22 protein-coding genes and 1 tRNA gene are annotated in these 19,942 nt (G+C 65.4%); 8 read left to right on the forward strand and 15 right to left on the reverse strand.

The window, feature by feature from the left end; all coding sequences use genetic code 11:
• Positions 1 to 68 precede the first annotated feature (68 nt).
• Positions 69 to 905: a lipopolysaccharide heptosyltransferase family protein gene (locus AC01FP_RS04810; RefSeq protein ID WP_474478519.1), complete on the reverse strand. Its 837-nt coding sequence runs from the start codon at positions 903 to 905 to the stop codon at positions 69 to 71.
• Between the two features lie 73 nt (positions 906 to 978).
• Between AC01FP_RS04810 and ispD the strand changes: the two genes are divergently transcribed.
• Positions 979 to 1,659: a 2-C-methyl-D-erythritol 4-phosphate cytidylyltransferase gene (gene ispD, locus AC01FP_RS04815; RefSeq protein ID WP_474478520.1), complete on the forward strand. Its 681-nt coding sequence runs from the start codon at positions 979 to 981 to the stop codon at positions 1,657 to 1,659.
• Here the strand turns inward: ispD and AC01FP_RS04820 are convergent.
• Entirely contained in the window at positions 1,622 to 2,551 is a 930-nt protein-coding gene (locus tag AC01FP_RS04820) for a S66 peptidase family protein (RefSeq protein ID WP_474478521.1), read from the reverse strand. The genes ispD and AC01FP_RS04820 overlap by 38 nt on opposite strands.
• Entirely contained in the window at positions 2,548 to 3,453 is a 906-nt protein-coding gene (locus tag AC01FP_RS04825; RefSeq protein ID WP_474478522.1) for a 4-hydroxybenzoate polyprenyltransferase, read from the reverse strand. The genes AC01FP_RS04820 and AC01FP_RS04825 overlap by 4 nt, the downstream gene beginning before the upstream one ends.
• A 90-nt stretch (positions 3,454 to 3,543) precedes the next feature.
• Between AC01FP_RS04825 and AC01FP_RS04830 the strand changes: the two genes are divergently transcribed.
• Entirely contained in the window at positions 3,544 to 5,154 is a 1,611-nt protein-coding gene (locus AC01FP_RS04830) for a Ppx/GppA phosphatase family protein (RefSeq protein ID WP_474478563.1), read from the forward strand.
• Here the strand turns inward: AC01FP_RS04830 and AC01FP_RS04835 are convergent.
• Together AC01FP_RS04835 and AC01FP_RS04840 are read right to left on the reverse strand one after the other, a co-directional pair.
• Positions 5,135 to 5,911, reverse strand: a complete 777-nt coding sequence (locus AC01FP_RS04835; RefSeq protein ID WP_474478523.1) for a helix-turn-helix domain-containing protein — start codon at positions 5,909 to 5,911, stop codon at positions 5,135 to 5,137. The genes AC01FP_RS04830 and AC01FP_RS04835 overlap by 20 nt on opposite strands.
• A 57-nt stretch (positions 5,912 to 5,968) precedes the next feature.
• Positions 5,969 to 6,040, reverse strand: a tRNA-Val gene (locus AC01FP_RS04840).
• Between the two features lie 69 nt (positions 6,041 to 6,109).
• Here AC01FP_RS04840 and AC01FP_RS04845 point away from each other — a divergent pair.
• Entirely contained in the window at positions 6,110 to 7,555 is a 1,446-nt protein-coding gene (locus tag AC01FP_RS04845) for an FAD-dependent oxidoreductase (RefSeq protein WP_474478525.1), read from the forward strand.
• 8 nt (positions 7,556 to 7,563) lie between these two features.
• On the opposite strand, the gene cobM is transcribed toward AC01FP_RS04845, so the two are convergent.
• The 4 genes from cobM to petC are packed head-to-tail and all read right to left on the reverse strand — an operon-like array spanning position 7,564 to position 10,748.
• A complete protein-coding gene (gene cobM / locus AC01FP_RS04850; protein ID WP_474478526.1) occupies positions 7,564 to 8,331 on the reverse strand; it encodes a precorrin-4 C(11)-methyltransferase in 768 nt (255 codons plus the stop codon).
• A complete protein-coding gene (lgt, locus tag AC01FP_RS04855) occupies positions 8,328 to 9,188 on the reverse strand; it encodes a prolipoprotein diacylglyceryl transferase (protein WP_474478565.1) in 861 nt (286 codons plus the stop codon). The genes cobM and lgt overlap by 4 nt, the downstream gene beginning before the upstream one ends.
• The gene (petA, locus tag AC01FP_RS04860; protein WP_474478528.1) at positions 9,185 to 10,132 is read right to left on the reverse strand and encodes a cytochrome f; all 948 of its coding nucleotides are present in this window, start codon (positions 10,130 to 10,132) and stop codon (positions 9,185 to 9,187) included. Before petA ends, lgt begins: the two co-directional genes overlap by 4 nt.
• Positions 10,133 to 10,187: 55 nt before the next feature.
• Complete coding sequence (petC, locus tag AC01FP_RS04865; RefSeq protein WP_474478529.1) at positions 10,188 to 10,748, reverse strand: cytochrome b6-f complex iron-sulfur subunit; 561 nt, start codon at positions 10,746 to 10,748, stop codon at positions 10,188 to 10,190.
• 124 nt (positions 10,749 to 10,872) lie between these two features.
• Here petC and AC01FP_RS04870 point away from each other — a divergent pair, with 124 nt between their 5' ends.
• Positions 10,873 to 11,235 (forward strand): DUF3067 family protein, encoded by a 363-nt coding sequence (locus AC01FP_RS04870; RefSeq protein ID WP_474478530.1) that lies wholly within the window; start codon positions 10,873 to 10,875, stop codon positions 11,233 to 11,235.
• Here the strand turns inward: AC01FP_RS04870 and tatC are convergent.
• Both tatC and AC01FP_RS04880 read right to left on the reverse strand, forming a co-directional pair.
• Positions 11,232 to 12,011, reverse strand: coding sequence for a twin-arginine translocase subunit TatC (tatC, locus tag AC01FP_RS04875; protein ID WP_474478531.1), 780 nt, complete (start codon positions 12,009 to 12,011; stop codon positions 11,232 to 11,234). The two genes, AC01FP_RS04870 and tatC, sit on opposite strands and share 4 nt — an antisense overlap.
• Entirely contained in the window at positions 12,008 to 13,672 is a 1,665-nt protein-coding gene (locus AC01FP_RS04880) for an Rqc2 family fibronectin-binding protein (protein WP_474478532.1), read from the reverse strand. Before AC01FP_RS04880 ends, tatC begins: the two co-directional genes overlap by 4 nt.
• A 54-nt stretch (positions 13,673 to 13,726) precedes the next feature.
• Here AC01FP_RS04880 and gmk point away from each other — a divergent pair, with 54 nt between their 5' ends.
• Positions 13,727 to 14,281: a guanylate kinase gene (gene gmk / locus AC01FP_RS04885; RefSeq protein ID WP_474478533.1), complete on the forward strand. Its 555-nt coding sequence runs from the start codon at positions 13,727 to 13,729 to the stop codon at positions 14,279 to 14,281.
• 64 nt (positions 14,282 to 14,345) lie between these two features.
• Here the strand turns inward: gmk and AC01FP_RS04890 are convergent, their stop codons facing one another.
• Both AC01FP_RS04890 and AC01FP_RS04895 read right to left on the reverse strand, forming a co-directional pair.
• Positions 14,346 to 14,462 (reverse strand): Photosystem I reaction center subunit IX, encoded by a 117-nt coding sequence (locus AC01FP_RS04890; RefSeq protein ID WP_254935959.1) that lies wholly within the window; start codon positions 14,460 to 14,462, stop codon positions 14,346 to 14,348.
• A 66-nt stretch (positions 14,463 to 14,528) separates the two neighbouring features.
• Positions 14,529 to 15,023, reverse strand: coding sequence for a Photosystem I reaction center subunit III (locus AC01FP_RS04895; protein ID WP_474478534.1), 495 nt, complete (start codon positions 15,021 to 15,023; stop codon positions 14,529 to 14,531).
• Positions 15,024 to 15,084: 61 nt separating this feature from the next.
• Here AC01FP_RS04895 and tsaD point away from each other — a divergent pair, with 61 nt between their 5' ends.
• A complete protein-coding gene (gene tsaD, locus AC01FP_RS04900) occupies positions 15,085 to 16,164 on the forward strand; it encodes a tRNA (adenosine(37)-N6)-threonylcarbamoyltransferase complex transferase subunit TsaD (protein ID WP_474478535.1) in 1,080 nt (359 codons plus the stop codon).
• Between the two features lie 40 nt (positions 16,165 to 16,204).
• A complete protein-coding gene (locus AC01FP_RS04905; protein WP_474478536.1) occupies positions 16,205 to 16,414 on the forward strand; it encodes a high light inducible protein in 210 nt (69 codons plus the stop codon).
• Between the two features lie 27 nt (positions 16,415 to 16,441).
• On the opposite strand, the gene AC01FP_RS04910 is transcribed toward AC01FP_RS04905, so the two are convergent.
• Positions 16,442 to 17,602, reverse strand: coding sequence for a type IV pilus twitching motility protein PilT (locus AC01FP_RS04910; protein ID WP_474478537.1), 1,161 nt, complete (start codon positions 17,600 to 17,602; stop codon positions 16,442 to 16,444).
• A gap of 105 nt (positions 17,603 to 17,707) precedes the next feature.
• Here AC01FP_RS04910 and wecB point away from each other — a divergent pair, with 105 nt between their 5' ends.
• The gene (gene wecB, locus AC01FP_RS04915; RefSeq protein WP_474478538.1) at positions 17,708 to 18,817 is read left to right on the forward strand and encodes a non-hydrolyzing UDP-N-acetylglucosamine 2-epimerase; all 1,110 of its coding nucleotides are present in this window, start codon (positions 17,708 to 17,710) and stop codon (positions 18,815 to 18,817) included.
• Here wecB and AC01FP_RS04920 read toward each other — a convergent pair.
• Entirely contained in the window at positions 18,814 to 19,869 is a 1,056-nt protein-coding gene (locus tag AC01FP_RS04920) for an efflux RND transporter periplasmic adaptor subunit (RefSeq protein ID WP_474478567.1), read from the reverse strand. The genes wecB and AC01FP_RS04920 overlap by 4 nt on opposite strands.
• Positions 19,870 to 19,942 lie beyond the last annotated feature (73 nt).

The following is a 19,942-nucleotide window of genomic DNA, read 5'->3' on the forward strand; positions in this document are numbered from 1 at the left end:
TCACTGGACATCACGGCGCTGGCGTTAGTGGCGCTGATCGTATGGCCTGACTATGCCCCGATCCCCAGCTATCCCAGTCCTAGGGCGGCAAGCACCTCGGCGTCGCCCAGTTGGCTGAGGTTGGCGGCGTTGCCGAGGCCCTGCACCCCAGCACGGCTGGGCAGACTGGTGGCATCCCGGCCCAGGGCTACCAGCGGCAGGCCGAGCAGTAGGGCCAATTCGATGGCTACGGGGTCGCTGGCTAGCACCACATCGGCACTGGCGATCTGGGCTGCGCGCTTACGCATATCCCTAGCCTCAGTGCCCGCCAAGGTCCGCAGGTTGGGCAGCTTGCTGCGGATCTTGGCGGGTAGGTCTTGCCATTGCTGGGCTGGCCAGTCGCCGCCAGTACCGGAGGGGGCCAGCAGCAGGGCCGGGCCATCGCCACTGGGTAGGGCCGCGCTGGCGGCCTCCAGGTCGGCCGGGGCGATCGGCAACCGGAAAGAATCAGCCTCGAGCCGCACCCCGATGGGCCGCAGGAAGGCCTCAAAGGCCTGGTTGGCCCAGCCGCCCTCGATGGGGGTGATCCGCTCGGTGGCGGAGAAGCCACCGCTGGCTACCCGGGTGGGGATGTGGCTCATCGACAGCATTAGATCCATCTGGCGGCTGGGGGCCAGGTTGAGGCTCACCTGAAAATCAGGCTCCCGCACCGAACCCATCAAGTTGGCCCAATCGGCCAGGGTTGCCTGCTCGTAGCTGAAGGGCATGGCCCGTTCCACCGCTGGATGGAGGGACCAAAGGGGTACCGCCGCTAACGGACAGACCACCTGAACGTCCGCATGGAGTTGGTCGGCAACGGCGGCAACGGCGGCAAAACTCTGCAGCTGCTGGCTGCTGCCGCCCGGAATCAGAAACAGGGCGCGCATCGCAGACGACACAGGTTCGGCGGCCTGATTGTATGGAGCAGATTCGGATTGACCCGTCTCGCGGGAGTCGCTTGTGCATTTGCTGATCGCCGCTGCCGGCAGCGGCCGCCGCATGGGGGCCACTGGCAACAAGCTGCTGTTGCCAGTGGCGGGGCGCTCGGTGCTGGCCTGGACGCTAGATGCGGCCCTCGCCTGCCCGGCAATTAGCTGGATCGGCATCGTCGGCCAACCCATCGATGCCGGCGCGATCGCGGCGATTGTGGCTGCAGCTCAGCCAGACCGGCCGGTGCAGTGGATTGAGGGTGGTGACACCCGCCAGGAGTCGGTGAGCCGGGGGCTGGCGGCCCTGCCGGCAGCAGCTAGTGGGGTGCTGATCCACGACGGGGCTCGCTGTCTTGTCGAGCCGGAGCTGCTGGCCCGCTGTGCCGCTGCGGTGCAGCAAGGCGCTGCTGTGATCGCCGCCACCCCCGTAACCGACACGATCAAGCAGGTGGATGGCGCTGGCACCATCACGGCCACTCCAGATCGCAGCTGGTTGTGGGCAGCCCAAACTCCCCAGGGATTCCCGGTGCAGCAGCTGCGGGCTGCCCATGCAACCGCCACGGAGCAGGGCTGGAGCGTCACCGACGATGCGGCCCTGTTTGAGCGGCTGGGTTTGGCGGTGCAGGTGCTGGAGGCGCCTGCCTCCAACATCAAGCTCACCACCCCCTTCGATATCACCGTGGCAGCGGCGGTGCTTGCTGCGCGCTGCTGATCCGCAGCTGGCCGCTGCTGCCAGCGAGCTCGGCCCAGGCACCTAGGGGTAGGGCCGCGTTGCCTGCACCATGACCCACGGGCAAGTTGCTCACCACGGGGATGCCGAGATCGCTTGTGCGCTCGCGCAGCACCTGCTCGAGGCTGAACCGATCTGCTGCGGCTGGGTTGTCATCGCAGTCTGTGAACTGCCCCAGGCCGATGCCGGCCAGCTGCTGCAGCCCACCGCCCAGCCGCCAGTGGGTGAGCATGCGCTCGATTCGGTAAGGAGCTTCGCCCACGTCTTCGAGCACCAAGATGGCGCCGCGCAAATCCGGCATATAGGGCGTACCCAGCAGGTGGGTGGCCACGGTGAGGTTGGCGGCCAGCAGGGGGCCTGCGGCGCTGCCGCCATACCAGCCCTCGCCCTGAAGGTCGCCCAGGGGTTCGCCAAACAACAGGCACCGCAGCCGCTCCTGGCTCCAGGTGGGTTCGGCGGCCAGGGTGGTGAGCAGCGGCCCGTGGATGGCTCCTCCCTGCCCCTGGGCGACTTGGGCCCAGAGCAGGGAGGTGACATCGGAGAAACCAAGCAGCCAGCGAGCTGGCAGGGCCAGGGGGGCTTCCAACAAACGGGCCGCACCCCAGCCACCCCGCACACAGGCCAGCAGCTCGGCGCCCCGGCGGGCGGCCGCTTCCAGGTCGCCGCGGCGCTCATGGTCTTGGCCGGCCAGGTAGCCCCATTGGCGCCCGAGCAGCGGCGTGCTCTCCACCTCCAGCCCCCAGCTTTCGAGCACGGCGATGCCCGCCTCCAGGCGCGCCAGGGCGTCTTCGCCCAGCAGGGCCGAGCTTGCCGCCACCAGCTGCACCCGATCCCCGGGCCGCAGTGGTGAGGGCTGACGTAAGAACTGGCTCATGGCAGCTGCCCCAGCACCAGGGCAAGCAGCAGCAGCCCTCCCAGCTGCACCTGGCGGCTGAAGTGGCGGCCGTAGGCGGAGCGGGGCAGGTTGGGGCGGCGCAGCAGGGCGGCTTCGCGCTGCATGCCGGCTGCTGCCAGCAGACCCAAGGGCCAGCTGATCCAGCCGCAGCCCTGCAGGCCGGCGGCTAGCCCCAGGGCCAGGGCGGCGAGGCCGTAGCTGATCGCCACCGCCAGGGGGGCCCGGCTGCCCAGGCTGAGGGCACTGCTGCGCACGCCGATGGCCCGGTCGTCATCCCGGTCGGCCATGGCGTACACCGTGTCGAAGCCGAAGGTCCAAAGCAAGGTGGCCAGCCACACCAGGGCCAGGGGCCAGCCGCCGGCCAGGGAGCCGGTGGCTGCGGCCCAGGGGATCAGCACCGCAAAACCCCAGCAGAGGGCCAGCACCAATTGGGGGTAACCAAACCAGCGTTTAGCCGAGGGGTAGAGCAGCACTGCCGGCAGTGCCGCGATTGCCAGCAGCAGGCAGAGGTTGCGGCTGGCGGCGGGCAACCCCCACATCAGCACCAGCAGCACCGCTAAGGCGACGACCAGGCTAAGCAGCAGCAGGCCTATCGCCTCGCCAACGCCAACGCGGCCATCGGCAATTGGACGGCTGCGGGTGCGCTCCACTAAGGGGTCGATTCGGCGGTCCCAGAGGTCGTTGGCGATGCAGCCGGCCGCGCTCACCGCCAGTCCTCCCAGCACGATCAATCCCACCAACAGCGGCGCCGGCGGGGCGTTTGGGGTGAGCCAGAGGCTCCAGCCGGCTGGGATCAGCAGGATCAGGCGGCCACTGGGCTTGTGCCAGCGCACCAGCTCCAGCCAGGCGCCTAGACGGGTGCCGCGCGTCGAGTTGGCCATGCCCCCTTTTCGTCGTGCCGCACCCTAGGTGTGCCGGTGGGATGGGCCATGGATGGCAAAGTAGCGCCCCTGCGGCAGTTGCCGAGCTCGATGGTTCAGGCCCCCAACCTCCAGCAGGCCGGTCGACGCCGGGTTGCTGCGATTGACATCGGCACCAACTCGATTCACCTGCTGGTGGCAGAGGTGGATCCGGAGCTGAGCAGCTTCAGTGTGGTGCTGGCTGAGAAGGCCACCACCCGGCTCGGAGAAAGGGATCCCCATAGCGGTGACCTCAGTGCCGAGGCGATCGACCGGGCTTTTCTCACCCTGCGCCACGATCGCGATCTGGCCCTTAGCCATGGGGTGGAGCAGATCGTCACGGCGGCGACTAGCGCCGTGCGAGAGGCCCCCAATGGCCGGGATTTTTTGGTTGCCCTGCAGGAGCAGCTGGGCCTGGAGGTGGATCTGGTGAGCGGCCCGGAGGAGGCACGCCTCATTTACTTGGGTGTGCTCTCCGGCATGGCTTTCGGCGATCAGCCCCACCTGATCATCGATATCGGTGGCGGCTCCACCGAATTGGTGCTCGCCGATGGCCGGGATGGCCGTTCATTTAGCAGCACCCGCATCGGCGCGGTGCGGCTGCAGCGAGAGTTTTGTCAGCAGGACCCCCTTTCGGTTGAACGCCGCTCTTTTCTGCAGGCCTATATCCAGGGTGCCCTCGATCCGGCTGTCGCTGAGGTGAAGGCGGCGCTGCAGCGGGGCGAACAGCCGCTGATGGTGGGCACCAGCGGCACGGCCATGGCCCTGGCGGCCCTAGCTGCTGCTGAAGATCCCAAGCCGCCGCTAAAGCTGCAGGGCTACCGGCTCAGCCGCGAGCGCATCGACCAACTCACCGCCCGGCTACTGGCCATGACGCCGGAGCAGCGCCGCGCCTTGCCAGCCATCAACGACCGTCGGGCCGAAATTATTGTGCCCGGCGCCCTGATTCTGCAGACGGCGATGGCGATGCTCGGCTTGCGGGAGTTGGTGGTGTGCGATCGGGCCCTGCGGGAGGGCCTGATCGTGGATTGGATGCTGCGCAACGGCCTACTGGGAGATCGTTTTGCCTTTCAAAGCACAATCCGCCAGCGCACCGTGCTGCACCTGGCCCAGAGCTTCGGTGTTGACCGGGCCCGGGCCGACCGGGTGGCCGCCCATGCCCTCAGCCTCTACGACCAGTCGCGGGGATTGCTGCACCACGATGAGGGCCCGGGCCGCGAGCTGCTCTGGGCCGCAGCCCAGCTGCACACCTGCGGCAAGAGCATCAACATTTCGGCATATCACAAGCACAGCTGGTATCTGATTCGCCACGGCGAGTTGCTGGGCTACTCCGAAGCCGAACACCTGATGGTGGCGGCAATTGGCCGCTATCACCGCCGCAGCCTGCCGAAGAAGCGCCATGAGTCGTGGCAGCTGATCGAAGACCGCGACCAGCGCAGCACCGTGACGGCGATGGCCTTGCTGTTGCGCCTAGCCGCTGCCCTCGATCGCCGGCCAGCCGCGGTGATTGCAGCCCTGAAGGTGACCTCAAGGCAAAATGCGGTTTGCGTTGCCCTGGAGCCCTCGGTTGCCGCCCCTGGCGAGCCAGCCCCGGATCTCAGCCTGGAGCGCTGGAGCCTGCGCTCCTGCGCTGAAGTGGTGCAGGAATCCTGTGGCCTGGGCCTCAGGGTGCTGGAGCCGTGAAGCTGCGCCAGCGCAGCTGATCGATGCGCCCCAGGGGTTGAGCAGCACCGCCCGCCAATTGGGCCCGCACTAGGTCGGGACGCCCGGCCAGGACCTCAAGACCTTGGCCCAGGGGGAAGCTCCGCTCACCTGTGAAGGTGCCGCGGAACAGGCTGGTGCCAATTTTTGTTTTTACTTCAAGCCAGCTGGGCTGGCTGGTGCTCAATTGCAACTGGATTAGCTCAAGGCTGCCGCCGCCCGTTTTTGGTGCCGCAGTAAGCAGCACCGGCTGGGCTGGCTGTTGGATTGGGCGGGCCTGGTAACGCTGCCACTGCTGCCAGCCCGCGGCGCTGAGAGCGGCAAAGATTGCCACTGCGATCGCCAGGCGGCCGCTGCCTGAGCCGATTGGGCTGGCGGCCGATTTGGCAGTCCCGCTCGGCGCGTGTGGTGCCAGTTCGGCCACCTTGATCGGCTTGGTGTGAATTTGGAAGCTGTCGCGCAGGCTCTGCAGGGCGTCGTCGATGTTGATGGCCAGGCTGCCTGCGACTCTGCGGGCTTGGGCGATCACAAACACCGGTTCTGGCAAGCGGCTGGCGTCTCCTTCTTCCAGTGCCTGCAGTTGTTCTACCCCCATATTTAAACGGGCTGCCAGGACGGCGAGTTCAAGTTCTTGGCCTTCGCGGCCCTGGCGCAGTTGCTGTCCAAGGGCTCGCAGGGTTGATAGAACCTCGGGACCGAAAGATTGCGGTATCAGAATAACTATTTCAGAAACCCGCACCAATTTTTAGCCGATGGACTTGGTTCTGGTCAATATTTTAATAAGTGACCGTTTTAATGGGCGATACTGGATTCGAACCAGTGACCCCTTCCGTGTGAAGGAAGTGCGCTACCGCTGTGCTAATCGCCCGCACGCTCATACCTTAAAACACCGCTGGCAGCCGATCGGCCACCATGGGAGTTGAGCCAGCCGCATTGCGTGAGCGCCACCCCCAACGGATCTGACCCCAACCCTGCAACGGCACAAGCAGCTGCGCCATTGGCGGATGTTGAGGTGTTGATCGTGGGTGGCGGGGTATGCGGCACGGCCCTGCTGTTTGAGCTGGCCCGCTACACCGATGTGGAGCGCATCCTGCTGGTGGAGCGCTACGACGCCCTAGCCCGGGTGAACTCCAAGGCCACCAACAACAGCCAGACGATCCACTGCGGCGACATTGAGACCAACTACACGCTGGAGAAGGCGGTGCGGGTGAAGCGCACCGCCGAGATGATCGTTCACTACGCCGAGCTGCTGGATCCAGCCAGCCGCGAGCGCTGCGTGTTCCGCACTCCCAAAATGGTGCTTGGCGTGGGTGAGCGCGAGTGCGGCTTCCTGCGGGAACGGTTTGAACGCTTCTCGCCCCACTTCCCGGCAATGGAGCTGCTCGAAAAGTCGCAGATCGCCGAGTGGGAGCCCCAAGTGGCATTTGTGCAGGGCGAACTGCGCCCGGAGGAGTTGGTGGCGATTGGCATCCGCCGCACTTACACAGCCGTGGATTACGAGGAGCTCTCGGCCTCGTTCGTGGCCCAGGCGCAGGAGGCTGTGGCCGGTTCGCCGCGCCAGCTCACGGTGCAGCTGGGCACCAGCGTGGTCGCGATTACGCCGGGGGGCGATGGCTACCGGGTGGAACTGGCCCCCACCCCCGGCTGCTCCAGCGCCGCCGGGGAGGCTCCCCGCTCGGTGCGAGCCCGGCACGTGGTGGTGAATGCCGGGGCCCACAGCCTGCTGATGGCCCAGCAGATGGGCTATGGACTGCAGTATTCCTGCCTGCCGGTAGCCGGTAGCTTCTACTTCACGCCTGATTTGCTCCGGGGCAAGGTTTACACCGTGCAGAACGACAAGCTGCCCTTTGCGGCCATCCACGGCGACCCGGACGTGCGCGCCCCTGGCAAAACCCGCTTTGGCCCCACAGCCCTGCTGCTGCCCCTGCTGGAGCGCTACAAGCCCGAATCATTTTGGCAGTTTCTGAAGGTGCTGCGGCTCGATTGGGCCGTGCTCACCGTTTTCTGGCAACTCTTCCGCATCGCCGATATCCGCAATTACATCTTTAAAAATCTGCTGTTTGAGGTGCCCTGGCTGCGGCGCCGATTGTTTTTGGCAGATGCTCGCAAGATCGTGCCGGGCATGGGCCTCGCCGATCTCAGCTTTGCTGAGGGCTACGGAGGAGTGCGTCCCCAGTTGATCGACAAGATCAACCGCAAGCTGATGCTTGGCGAGGCCAGCATCGAGGCCCGGCCAGGCCTTGTCTTCAACGTCACCCCTTCCCCAGGGGGCACCTGCTGCCTGGGGAATGCCGCCAGGGATCTAGAAGCGATCGTCGAGCGCCTGGGCTGTGGCTTCGACCGGCAGCGGTTTGCCCGGGAGCTTTATGGCGAGGCGGGCTGATGCCTTTATCAGCTAGCGCCGCCGCGGAAGAGGTGATTGTGGCTAGCTGAGTAGAGGCGAGAACGGGCCTCCGCCGGCGCCGCCAGCGCTGGGCTCACCACGTAAAGGGTGGTGCGGATCAACTGCCGTTCCTGGCTCACCCGGGCCATGTCGGCCAGGGGAACCACCTTGATCCACTCATCAGGCCAGCTCACCCGGTAGCCAATGGCTACGGGAGTGTCGGCGGGGTAGTGGCGCAGCAGCTCGGCTTGCACCTCTTCGACGTGGCGAGCACTGAGGTAGAGGCAAAGGGAAGCGCGCAGGGCGGCCAGCCGCTCCAGGGCCTCCCGCTCCGGCACGCCGGTGCGTCCGCCAGCGCGGCTCAGCACGATCGTCTGCACCAGGCCAGGGATGGTGAGCTCGCTCTGCAGTGCCGAGGCAGTGGCCTGGTAGGCACTCAAGCCGGGCACCACCTCCACACCGATACCAGCATCGGCCAGGCGGCAAATTTGCTCGGCGATGGCGCCATAGAGGCAGGGATCCCCATCGTGGAGTCGTACCACGGTTTTGCCGGCCCGGGCCCGATCCAGCACCACCTCCATCACCTGCTCCAGCGTGAGGGTGCTGGTGCGCACCTGCTCACAGCCCTCGGGCGCCAGGGCTGCGATCTGGGGATTGATTAGGGAGTCGGTCCACACCAACACCTCCGCCTGCTCCAGCAGGCGGGCGGCGCGCAGGGTGAGCATGTCAGGTGCGCCGGGCCCGGCACCAACTATCCAGACAGGCTTGTTATTCAAGTGGCTACTCCACTGGGGTCGGGTAGGGGGCGGCGGCGGCGGTAGAGCCACCAGAGGCCCAGGCCGCCAAGGGCAATCAACAGCAGGCTGACCAGCTGGGCCATGCGCAGGCCGCCATCACAGAAGGGCGGCTCGGACAGCAGGCAGAGGGGGTCAAGGCGCAGCCCTTCAATCCACACCCGGCCGCTGCTGTAGGCCATCAGATATACGCAGCTGAGTGCTCCAGGCAGCAGCTGAATACGGCCGCGACTGGCGGCACGAAATAGAGCCAGCAGTAGGGCGCACACCCCCAGATTCCAAAGGGATTCGTAGAGGAAGGTGGGGTGAAAGTAGAGCTGACCTAAGAATTCAGCTGGACGGCTTTCCGCGGGGATCTGCAGTTTCCAGGGAAGATCCGTAGGTAGGCCGAAGGCCTCGGAATTAAAGAAATTTCCCCAGCGGCCAATCGCCTGGCCGAGGGCCACGGCGGGCATCAGCACATCGAGCAGCTGCCAGAAGGGCTGCCGGCGCCAGCGGCAGAACAGCATCGTGGCCAGGGCGCCGCCCAGCAGGGCGCCGTGGATGGCGATGCCTCCGCGCCAAATCGCGATCGCTTCTTGCCAGTTGCCGGAATACTGGCGCCACTCGAGGGCTACGTAGTAGATGCGGGCACCGATCACGGCCCCCAGCACCATCAGGGGCAGGAGATCGGCAATCAGGGAGGGCTCAATGCCTCGAGCCCGGCCGAGCCTGGTGGCCAGGCTGAGGCCCAGCAAAACGGCAACGGCGATGAGCAGGCCGTACCAGCGCAAAGCAAAGGGGCCCAGCTGGAAAACCAGGGGCCCCGGGGAGGTGAAGGTGGCAAGCACGCTGCTCAGATCAAGCCTTCAGCAGCCTGAACCTTTTCAACCTGGCGCTTCTTGAGCACCAGCAGGATCTGCGCCAGGGCGATTGCGGCAAAGAAAGCCAGCAAACCGTAAATGCGCACAGGGTTTTGCAGCACCACCTCGGCATCAATCTGGCCGAAGCCACCCACGTTGGGATCGTTGGTGATCGGTGAACCGGCCACTACTGCATCACCAACAGCCGCCAGGACGGTGGGGCCAGCCGGCACGGTTTCAGTGGCCGTAGTGCCATCTGCGGCGGTGATCTCCACCAGGGAAGCGCCGTTATCACCGGCAGTGATTGCTGAGACCGTCCCAGTTACGGGGGCGTTGAACACGCCGTTGTTGCTCTTCTCGCCGGTGGGATAAACCTGGCCGCGGCCACGGTTGCCGCCCACATGCAGCTGGTATTTGCCGAAGTGGATGCTGCTGTCGGTGGCGGGATCAGGAGAAAGAATCGGGAAAACGATCTCTTGGTGCTCATCACCGGAGATCGGGCCCACCAACAGGATGTTGGGTTGGTCGTCGGAATACTGGGTGTAGTAGATACCTGCGGTTTCCTCCTTCAGCTCTTCGCTGAGGCGATCCTGGGGAGCGAGGGTGAAGCCATCGGGAAGCATCACCACAGCGCCCACATTGAGACCGGTGCTGCTGCCGTCGCCAGATACCTGCTTAACGCTGGTGTCGTAGGGGATTTCCACCACGGCCTTAAACACCGTGTCAGGGAAAATGGCTTGGGGCACTTCCACCCTTGTGGCCTTCTTGGCCAGGTGGCAATTGGCGCAGACGATTTTGCCGGTGGCCTCCCTCGGGCTGGCGTAGTTCTGCTGGGCCCAGAAGGGATAGGCCCAGCTGGGGCTGGCGGCGCCGAGCAGCACTGCCAAGGAAAGGGTGGTGCCGATCAGGGAGCCGAGCAGCAGGGAGAGGGAACGACGCATCACGAGATCAGGCGGCAGACAGGGAGAAGGAAAGGTGACTCGGACTCGGAGTAATTCAGGTCCACCAGGGCTTATCGCCGTTGCGGAAGTCGGTTTCGCTCCACTGGCTGAGGAAAACGTTGTCGTTGTCTACCGATACGTGGGCCAGGGCCAGAGAGAGAGGTGCTGGACCGCGCACCACCTTGCCGGTGGCGTCGTACTGGGAGCCGTGGCAGGGGCACATGAACTTATTGGCGCCACTATTCCAGGGCACAACGCAGCCCAGGTGGGTGCAGATGGCGTTGATGCCGTAGCTGCCGATGGCGTCAGGGCCCTCAACGAGCAAGTAGGTGGGATCTCCCTTCAGGCCTTGCACCAAGCTGCGATCGCCCTCCTTGTGGCTGCTGAGCCAGCCGCTGGCGGTCACGCTGTTGCCGAGCTCATCTTTAGCGGTGGTGCCGCCGCCGCCACCGGCCGCCTTGGGGGGGATGAAGTAGCGAGCCACGGGATAGAGGGCTCCCAGGGCCACACCGGTCACAGACCCGAAGGTCAGCAGGTTCATGAACTGCCGGCGGCCCATTCCGGGCACATCACCGTTGGAGGCGCTGTTGGAAGCGCTCGCAGGCATCTGGGTCATGAAGACGCGCCGGGACAATCTGGCGCTCATTATGAACCTTGCATGTACGTCGCCGGGGCGCTGTAGCCCAGCTGCCCCTGGGCCTGCAACATGCTGTTGTGCAATCCGTCGTTTGAGCTTGGGCGTGTCCCTGCCCTCTAGTGCCTTTCCCCCATCCACCCCGGCAGGTTCCCCCCTATCTGCGCAGGAGGTTTGGGACCTGCTCCAGAGCCGTTGGCAGGTCTCCTACGACCTGCAGCTGGTGCAGCGTCGCGGCCGGCTCTACCTACAAGTGATGTGGGCCTACCTAGAGCAGCAGTCCTTTCCGCTCACGGAGGAGGGCTACCGCAGCAAGCTCGAGGAACTGGTGGGTTTGCTGAACGGCCTAGGGGTGGCCGATCAGGTGCGCAGCTGGCTGGCCACCAGCTCCGATAAGCCCAGACAGGGCAAGGCCATGGGTCTGGCGTTGGAAATTCCGGCCGGCCGGGCCAGCGAATTTTTGCTCTAGGCAGGCCGCAGCCGTTCGGTGCAGGCCACCAGGCCCACGCCGATCAAATAGAGGGCGGTTATCGCTCCGGCGAGCAGCAGCATCGTTACGGGGTCGGTGGAGGGAGTTAACACCGCCCCTGCCAGAGCGCTGGCCAGCACCACCCAGCGCCAGCCCGCCAGCATTGGCTTGGCCTTCACCAAGCCAAGGGCGCCGAGCAGCAACTGCAGCACCGGCAACTGGAAGGCCAGCGCGGTGGCCACCATCAGCAGCAGCACGAAGTCGAGGTAGCGCTCGATCGACCAGCTCGGTTCGACCACGTCGGCGCCGTAGCTCACCAGGAAGCGCAGGGCAGCGGGCACCAGGGCCCACCAGGCGAAGGCCAAGCCAGCCGCGAATAGCAGCGCCGAGCCAGCCACCGCCGGGGCCACCAGCCGCCGCTCGCGCCTGGTAAGTCCGGGCAGCACGAACCCCAGACCTTCGTAGAGCACGTAGGGCAGGGCCAAGGTGAGCCCGGCGTAGCCAGCCACTTTGAATGACACAAATAAAAATTCGCCCGGGGCCAGCTGCAGAAAGCGGATGCCCTCCGCTGGCACCTCCAGTAGTCGCACCAATGGTTTAACAGCGACGAGGCAGGCTGCTGCCGCCACTACTACCGCCAGCAGGCTGCGCAGCACGCGGCGACGTAGCTCCTCGAGATGGTCCACCAGGCTCATCTCCACCTCTGCCGGGAATTCCCCTGGCTCGGCTTGGGGCGCGGCGATGCGAATGGGTGGGGGTTCGGGCTTGACGCTCATCGTTTCTGCTCCGGCAGAAGGCTAAGAGCCCGCTGGGGTTCTCCCCACAGCACGGTGCCGCCCCGATGTCTCACGGTACCGGGGGCAGCGCCAGGTATGCGCTGCAACTCTTCGGTGGGCACCATCACCACCGGCACCCGCCGGTTACCCCGGCCCCGGCTGTAGTGAGCGGCCAGATCGGCCGCGGCCTGCAGATCCGCATCGTTGGCCAGTCGCTCCGAGCTTTTGAGCACCACATGGCTACCGGCCAGCTCCTGAGCATGGAACCAGAGATCGCCGCGGCGCGCCTGGCGAAAGGAGATCCATTCATTTTGGCGGTGGTTGCGGCCAATTTGGATGGGCAAACCAGATGGGGTGTGCAGCTCCAGGGGCTGGGGCACCCCCTCGATCGCCCCAGCCCGCCGGCTCTGGCGACCTCCCGCGCTCTTGCGCTGGCCGCGCTCAGCCAGGAGGGCTTCGAGCTCGGCAGCCAGGCTGCTCACCTGCTCGAGGCTGTCGGCCTGCTCCAGGTAGGTGAGGCTGGCCTCGAGGCTTGCCAACCGCTGCCTGTGCAGCTCCAGCCTGGGGGTGATCGCCGCTACAGAGCGCCGCCGCTTGCGGGCGGTTTTGTAGAGCTTCTGGGCCTCTTCAATGCACTGGCGGGTCGGCTGGAGCTGGCTGAGCAGGGCATCGGCGCGGCGCTGCAGAGCTTCCCCTTCCGGCACCGCATCCAGCAGGGCTTGCTGCTCGCTGGCCTGGCGGCTTTCGCGCTCGACTGTGGCCTGGAGGCGGTGCTGTAGCTGCTGGCGCTGCTGAGCAAGCACCTGGGCGCCGAGGTGCTCGCTGAAATAGGCGGCTAGAGCTCGATTGATTGGCAGACCATGATTTTCGGTTTGGGCATAACTGCTGGAGGCAGGCCAGCAGCGGTAGCCGCCCGGCTCAAGCAGCCAGCTGAATCGCCCCATCTCCACAGCTTCGAGCCACTGGCGCCAGCCCTGCCACAACTGCTGCCATTGCTCCGGACTGATGCTGTCCACGGCCAGTTCGCCCCAGCCGCAGGGCAGTAGCTGACGCAGCAAGGCCGGACTGATGCCCTGGTAGGCATCGCGCAGGGCCTGCTGCAGGGTTAGGGGCACTAGGCGCAGACGGCGCTGCCAGCTTGCAAAGCTCTCCTCCAGCCGCGGCGGCTCGCCCGCCAGGGGCGGGGGCGGTTGGTAAGGGTCGCCGGTGCCGATTGGCCGCAGCCGTGATTGCTGGGGTTTCACCTGCCGGGCCAGGGCCACTACCTGGCGGTCGGTGTCGAGCAGCAGCAGGTTGCTGTGGCGGCCCATCAACTCCACCACCAGCCAGCGCAGCACGGGTTCACCGGGACGCCTGGCGAAGCCGAGTTCCACTACCCGCTCCCAGCCCTGCTGCTGGATTTCTATGAGGGCTAGACCCTTGAGGCCGTGCTGCAGCTGCTGGGCCAGGGTGCTGCCATCTCCCTGGCGCGGTGGCGGCGGGATCGTGTGCGCGCGAGCCGCTTCCGCCTGCCAGCTGAGCTCGAGCCAGTGGCTACCGCTAAGGCTACGCAGGCCGATCTGCAGGGCTTGGGGGCTGGCCTGCTGGGCCTTCTCGAAGCGACTTGGCAGCAGTAGCGGCCGCCATTCGGCCAGCACCGCCCGCAGGGTCGTGACGTCCAATGCCTGCAGGCGGGAGGGTGGCTTCTACTCTGCAGGCCAGAGCTGTCGCCCGCCATGAGCGCCTTGCCCGGCCGCCTCACCTTGATCACCGGACCTAGTGGAGTCGGCAAGGGCACCTTGGTGCAGAGGCTGCTGCTACTTCATCCGGAGATCTGGCTATCGATCTCAGCCACCACCCGCGCCCCCCGCGCCGGTGAGCTGGATGGCCAGCACTACTTTTTCCTGACTCGCAACGCCTTTGAAGGCCAGGTGGCTGAGGGCGGTTTTCTGGAGTGGGCCGAATTTGCCGGCAACCTTTACGGCACCCCCCGCCAACCGGTGCAGGCCCAGCTCGCTGCAGGAAGGCCCGTGCTGCTGGAGATCGAGCTGGAGGGGGCACGCCAGGTGCGCCAAAGCTTTGCCGAGGCTTTCCAGATTTTTGTCGAACCCCCAAGTTTTGAGGAGCTTGAGCGGCGTATCCGCGGCCGCGGCACCGACAGCGAGGAGGCGATTGGCCGGCGGTTGCAGCGGGCCAGGGTGGAGCTGGCGGCGGCGTCGGAATTTGATGCGGTGCTCGTTAATGGCGAACTGGAGCAGGCCCTAGCTGAGCTGGAGCAGCTGCTGGGCTAAGGCAGCTAGGCACGGACACAAAAAAAGCGGCCCCCGCGGGCCGCCGCTGATCTAATGATGCTGATCAGAGGGGAAGGAACAGCAAGTCGGGGAAGAAATGGTTGAATTCGATCATTATTAAGGCGGTAACGCCGAACCAGATGGCAGCAAATACCGGAGCGGTGGTGAGGAACTTTTTCATGGTGAAAAATTTAGAGATACGTCTTGGACTGGCAGGGCTAAGAAACCCTTAGCGGGGCGAAACTACTCAGCGAGGAGAAACCGTGACCTTGTCGTCTGGTTCGAGCAGCTTGCCGCTGGTGAGCTCGCTGAAGGCGGCTAGGGGCCAGCTGGCTGCTGCCAGGGTGCTCTTAAATGCCAAGGGCAGATCGATCTGGATCTCCTTCATGGTGGCGTCCTTGTCGCCGCGGATGGCGCGAAGGTAGTTGCGACCAGCCCAGCCAATGCAGCCAGCGATGTAAAGGAAGGCGATACCGGGGAGCATGAAATCACCAGCATGGTTCCAGCGGCCATCCACGATCAGGTGGGGCAGGCCATCGGTGCCGCATACGGACTGGCTGTACATCGCGAAGCGCGCCTTGGCCTGATCGGTTTTGGCGGTAGCAGCGCGCTGCTGGAAGCGGGCGCTCTCGGAGCAGGGGGTCAGTCCTGCCACGTCAGCCTTGGCCGCAGGGGCGAAGCCGAGCAACAGGAAGGCGGAGAGCAGAACCGCGAAGAGTCGGCGGGAGAAAAGACGGCGCATCGGATGCAAGGCCGCGGGGCAGGATGACACTTCTGGACAGTACGGGAGCTGTTGAAGTCGTATGCCATTGGTTCTGGCCCTCGAAACAAGTTGTGACGAGTCGGCGGCAGCGATTGTGCGTGATCAGACGGTGCTCGCCAGTGCCGTGGCCTCCCAGGTGGAGGAGCACGCCCGCTGGGGGGGTGTGGTGCCGGAAATCGCTTCGCGGCGTCACGTCGAGGCCCTGCCCCAGCTGATTGAGCAGGTGTGCCGCGCCAGCGGCGTGACCATGGCCGAGCTCGATGGCATCGCCGCCACCGCCGCCCCCGGTCTGGTGGGGGCCCTGCTGGTGGCCTCGGTCACGGGCCGCACCCTGGCGAAGCTGCACCGCAAGCCCTTTGTGGCTGTTCACCACCTAGAAGGTCATCTTTGCTCGGTGCAGCTGGGCGAGCCCTTGCCCCCCGGCCCATACCTGGTGCTGCTGGTGAGCGGCGGCCACACCGAGTTGCTGCGGGTTGACGGGCCTGGCCGCTATCTCCGCTTGGGCCGCAGCCACGACGATGCCGCCGGCGAAGCCTTTGACAAGGTGGCCCGCCTGCTTGGGCTCGGATACCCGGGTGGTCCGGCGATTGAGGCGGCTGGGCAAAATGGCGACCCCCTTCGCTTTGCCTTGCCCAAGGGCCGGGTGTCGCGGCCGGAGGGCGGCTTCTATCCCTACGACTTCAGTTTCAGCGGCCTCAAAACGGCGATGCTGCGCCAGGTGCGTGCTTTGGAGGCTGAGCACCAGTCTGAGCACCGGGCAGGCAAGGAGCAGCTGCCGCTGGCTGATCTAGCGGCCAGCTTTGAGCAGGTGGTGGCCCAAGTGTTGGTGGAGCGCAGTTGCCGCTGCGCCCGCGAGCAGGGCCTGGGCACGCTGGTGCTGGTGGGTGGCGTGGCCGCCAACAGGCGACTGCGGCAGTTGCTGGAGCAGCGCTGCGACCTCGATGGCCTGGCCTGGCGGGTAGCTCCGCTGGCCTATTGCACAGATAACGCCGCCATGATTGGCGTCGCCGCAGCCCAGCGACTGGCCGGCGGCCAGAGCAGCTGTTTTGAGCTGGGCGTGGCTGCCCGGCTGCCGCTGGAGCAAGCCGGCCTGCTTTACGAATCACAACCGTACTTTTAATTGTTGTAAACTGAAATGAGTTTGGTATTGGTTCGGCGCCATGACCACCCTTAACCGAGAGCTCGAGCTTCAAGCCACCACCTCAGCAGATCAGGTTGCTGACGGTTTTGAGCCTGTGAGCGCCACCGAGCTCAATGCCTGGCGCCGGGGATTCACGCCCCAAGCCGAAATCTGGAATGGCCGGCTTGCCATGGTGGGGCTCTCCGTAGGTCTTTCGGTGTTGCTGGCCGCTCGTCTGGCGAGCCATTGAGCAGCGGTTCGCTAATAACTCGCCGGCTCACGTACGTCCGCGCAGGAACTGGACCAGTTCATTCGGTTTAAGGCTCTCGGCTACGGCGTCTTCAGGTGTAACCCGACTGGCTTCAACCAGCTGCTGCAACGATTGATTGGCCGTGAGCATGCCATCAAAAGCGCTGCGTTTCATTATTTCCTCGATCTCATCTAGTTTGCCCCGTTGGATATAGTCCTTGCAAGCATCCGTATTGATCAAAATATCGTGAAATGCGGCGCGCTTGCCGTCGCTGGTTTTGATTAACCCTTGGGAGATCACGCCGAGCAGGGATTCTGATACGGCCCGCCGCACGCTCTCCTGCTCGCTGGGTGGATACATGCCCAGTACCCGTTCCACTGTTTTGACGGCTGAGTTGGTGTGCAAGGTGCCAAACACCAAGTGACCTGTCTGGGATGCTTCGATGGCCGTAAACAGGGTTTCTTGATCGCGTATTTCTCCGATCAGGATTACATCGGGATCCTCCCGAAGCGCTGCCCTCAGGGCGTTCTGGAACAACTTGGTGTGCTGACCCACCTCCCGGTGACGAATCAACGACTGTCGGCTTTCGTGTACGAATTCCACCGGATCCTCGATGGTGAGGATGTGACGGCTCATGTTGCGATTAATCCAGTCGATCATCGCGGCAAGGGTGGTGCTTTTGCCGGAGCCGGTGGGGCCGGTCACCAGGATCATGCCCTTGGGTCGTGCCGCTAGTTCCTTGAGCACCGGCGGCAAGTTGAGTTCTTCCAGGGTGGCGATTTTCTGGGGGATCAACCGCAGCACCATCGCCGGCCCCCGCAAGGAATCCAACATGTTGATCCGCACCCGCACGAAGGGAAAGGCGTGGGAGCCGTCGAATTCCTTATCGCGCTGAAAGGCGTCGATTGCGCCGGGGCTGAGCATCTCCCGCATCCAGCCGTTGAAGGTGGCCGCATCGGTGACGGGCCAACCGGTGCCTGCAATCTCCCCGCGGGCCCGGAAGCGGGGTGCCTCACCAACGCCCAGGTGCACGTCGGAGTAGCCCTTTTCGTTGGCGATGCGCACGATGCCTTCGAGGCTGGCTGGCTGGCTGCCGTTACCCAGCCGGGGGCCGCCAGTTTCCGGGGCTGCGGCCGGTGGGAACGGTGACGGGGGAAAGGGTGAGGGAGGAAAGGGTGAGGTCGTCATACGCGGTCACCGGAATGGCCCCAGCTTCGCCGCTGCAGCGGTTCCTGTCAGCCGAGGGTCCTTTTCTGACGACCTTCGTAGGATCGATTGGTCTGCAGCGCTTCGGTGTCTAAGCCCCTTGTCACGATCGTGCTGGGCACCCGTCCGGAGGCCATCAAGCTGGCGCCGGTGATCCGGGCGTTTCAGCAAGCCGACGATTTCCGCACCCGGGTGGTGCTCACTGGCCAGCACCGGGAGATGGTGAGCCAGGTGATGGGTCTGTTTGATCTAGTGGCTGACCACGACCTGGCCCTGATGGCCCCTAAGCAGACCTTGACCCACATCACCTGCGGCGCCCTGCAGGGACTTAAGCAGGAGTTCAGCGAGCAGCGGCCCGAGCTGGTGCTGGTGCAGGGCGACACCACCACCGCCTTTGCCTCGGCCCTGGCGGCTTTTTACGAGCAGATCCCGGTGGGCCATGTGGAGGCCGGGCTGCGCACCGACAACCTGCTCGATCCTTTCCCCGAGGAAGCCAACCGGCGGCTGATCTCCCAGCTGGCCCAGCTGCACTTCGCCCCCACGGCCCTCTCGGCTGCTAATTGCCGGGCATCAGGGGTGGTGGGCACGGTGATCATCACCGGCAATACGGTGATCGACGCGTTGCTGCTGATGGCCGAGCAGGCGCCTCCCTACACCCTGCCCGGCCTCGATTTTGAGCGCCAGCGGGTGATTCTGGCCACGGTGCATAGGCGTGAAAACTGGGGGGAGCGCTTGCAGGACATCGGTCGCGGCTTCCGCGAGTTGCTCCAGCGCTATCCCGACACGGCCCTACTGCTGCCCTTGCATCGCAATCCCACGGTGCGTGAGCCCCTGCAGGCCCTGCTCGGTGACCACCCCCGCGCCTTCCTGGTGGAACCCCTCGACTACGACCAGCTGGTGGCGGCGATGCGCGGCGCCACCTTGGTGCTGAGCGATTCGGGCGGTCTGCAGGAGGAGGCGCCATCACTTGGTAAGCCGGTGCTGGTGCTGCGCCGCACCACGGAGCGCCCCGAGGCAGTGGAGGCGGGCACGGCCAAGCTGATCGGCACCGACAGCGCCAACATCGTGGCCGAGGCCAGCCGCCTGCTGGATAGTCCGGCGGCTTATGAGGCCATGGCCCGGGCTCATAACCCCTTCGGCGATGGCCAGGCTTCAGGGCGGATTGTGGCGGCGGCGCGCACTTTCCTGGCCGGCTAGGGGCGCTTCTTGGCCCAGGGCGGCAGGTCGATGAACACCCTGGTGCCGCTTTTGAGCCCCGAGAGGATTTGGCTGTCCTTGCCGCTGCTGATGCCGAGCTCCACCGGCTGGAAGGTGGGCTGGTTGTCCTTGCCCACCAGCAGCACGCCCGGCCGCCCCGCCTCGGTGACGATCGCCACGGTGGGTACCAGGGTTTGGGCCTGTACCTGACCTGTCTGGAAGCCAACGTCGGCGGTCATGCCGATGCGCAGCTGGGGCGGGTCGCCAACCAGGAGCAGCACCACATCGAAGGAGGTGACGTTGTTGACTTTTACGGCCCGGGGTGTGATGCGTTTTACCCGAGCCTCAAAGCGCTTATCGGGAAAGGCATCGACCCGCACCGTGGCGCTCTGGCCAAGCTGCACCCGGCCGATATCGCTTTCAGGCACCTTGGCTACCACCTCCAGGCCCTGGGCTAGCTCCACAATTGAGGAGCTGGTAGCGCCGGCGGTGGCCGAGGCGGTGGTGGTGGGGGTCACAAAGGAGCCGGGATCGGCGAAGCGCTGGGTCACCACCCCATCGAACGGCGCCCGCACCATCAACTCAGCTAGTTCAACCCGCCGCGCCTCAAGCCGGCGACGGGCAGCTTGTTCAGCCGCTTGATCAACAAGGAAGGTGCTGCGTTCGGTGTTGTAGTCGCTAAGGCTGATGGCGTTTTGGCGGTAAAGCCGCTCGTTGCGCTCCAGCTCGCTGCGGCTGCGGGCCAGCTGGGCCTGGGCGGAGCGCAACTGGGCCTGCAGCTCGCCGAGACGGTCGTCTAAGTCGCCGCGATCCATGCGAGCTAGGGCCTGGCCGCGGCGCACCTGGTCCCCCTCCTCCACGTAGAGCTCCTCGATGACCCCCTGGCGTTTGGGGCTGACGTTTACCCGCTTTTCGGCTTCGAGTTCGCCGCTGGCACTCACCACCCCCGGCAGGTCACCGGAAGCTGCCACCACGGTGTATGGCGCGAGATTGGCGCGGCCGGCGCCGCGCTGCCGCTGCACCAGGCCGATGCCGGCTACGAGCACCACCATCGCGGCGGCGGCTGCCCAAAGGCCCCTCTTTTTCCAGGGCGGGCGCCGGGGGGTGGAAATCGCCGGCACTGGG

It is taken from the genome of Cyanobium sp. NIVA-CYA 375, from assembly GCF_056108345.1.

Bases quoted from the DNA above. Each gene is read 5' to 3' on its own strand.
- AC01FP_RS04910 (WP_474478537.1), bottom strand. From the start codon at position 17,602: ATGACGACCTCACCCTTTCCTCCCTCACCCTTTCCCCCGTCACCGTTC.
- AC01FP_RS04810 (WP_474478519.1), bottom strand. From the start codon at position 905: ATGCGCGCCCTGTTTCTGATTCCGGGCGGCAGCAGCCAGCAGCTGCAG.
- AC01FP_RS04830 (WP_474478563.1), top strand. From the start codon at position 3,544: ATGGTTCAGGCCCCCAACCTCCAGCAGGCCGGTCGACGCCGGGTTGCT.
- AC01FP_RS04890 (WP_254935959.1), bottom strand. From the start codon at position 14,462: ATGAAAAAGTTCCTCACCACCGCTCCGGTATTTGCTGCCATCTGGTTC.
- AC01FP_RS04820 (WP_474478521.1), bottom strand. From the start codon at position 2,551: ATGAGCCAGTTCTTACGTCAGCCCTCACCACTGCGGCCCGGGGATCGG.
- tsaD (WP_474478535.1), top strand. From the start codon at position 15,085: ATGCCATTGGTTCTGGCCCTCGAAACAAGTTGTGACGAGTCGGCGGCA.
- petC (WP_474478529.1), bottom strand. From the start codon at position 10,748: ATGACCCAGATGCCTGCGAGCGCTTCCAACAGCGCCTCCAACGGTGAT.
- AC01FP_RS04905 (WP_474478536.1), top strand. From the start codon at position 16,205: ATGACCACCCTTAACCGAGAGCTCGAGCTTCAAGCCACCACCTCAGCA.
- petA (WP_474478528.1), bottom strand. From the start codon at position 10,132: ATGCGTCGTTCCCTCTCCCTGCTGCTCGGCTCCCTGATCGGCACCACC.
- gmk (WP_474478533.1), top strand. From the start codon at position 13,727: ATGAGCGCCTTGCCCGGCCGCCTCACCTTGATCACCGGACCTAGTGGA.
- AC01FP_RS04895 (WP_474478534.1), bottom strand. From the start codon at position 15,023: ATGCGCCGTCTTTTCTCCCGCCGACTCTTCGCGGTTCTGCTCTCCGCC.
- tatC (WP_474478531.1), bottom strand. From the start codon at position 12,011: ATGAGCGTCAAGCCCGAACCCCCACCCATTCGCATCGCCGCGCCCCAA.
- AC01FP_RS04920 (WP_474478567.1), bottom strand. From the start codon at position 19,869: ATGGTGGTGCTCGTAGCCGGCATCGGCCTGGTGCAGCGGCAGCGCGGC.
- AC01FP_RS04825 (WP_474478522.1), bottom strand. From the start codon at position 3,453: ATGGCCAACTCGACGCGCGGCACCCGTCTAGGCGCCTGGCTGGAGCTG.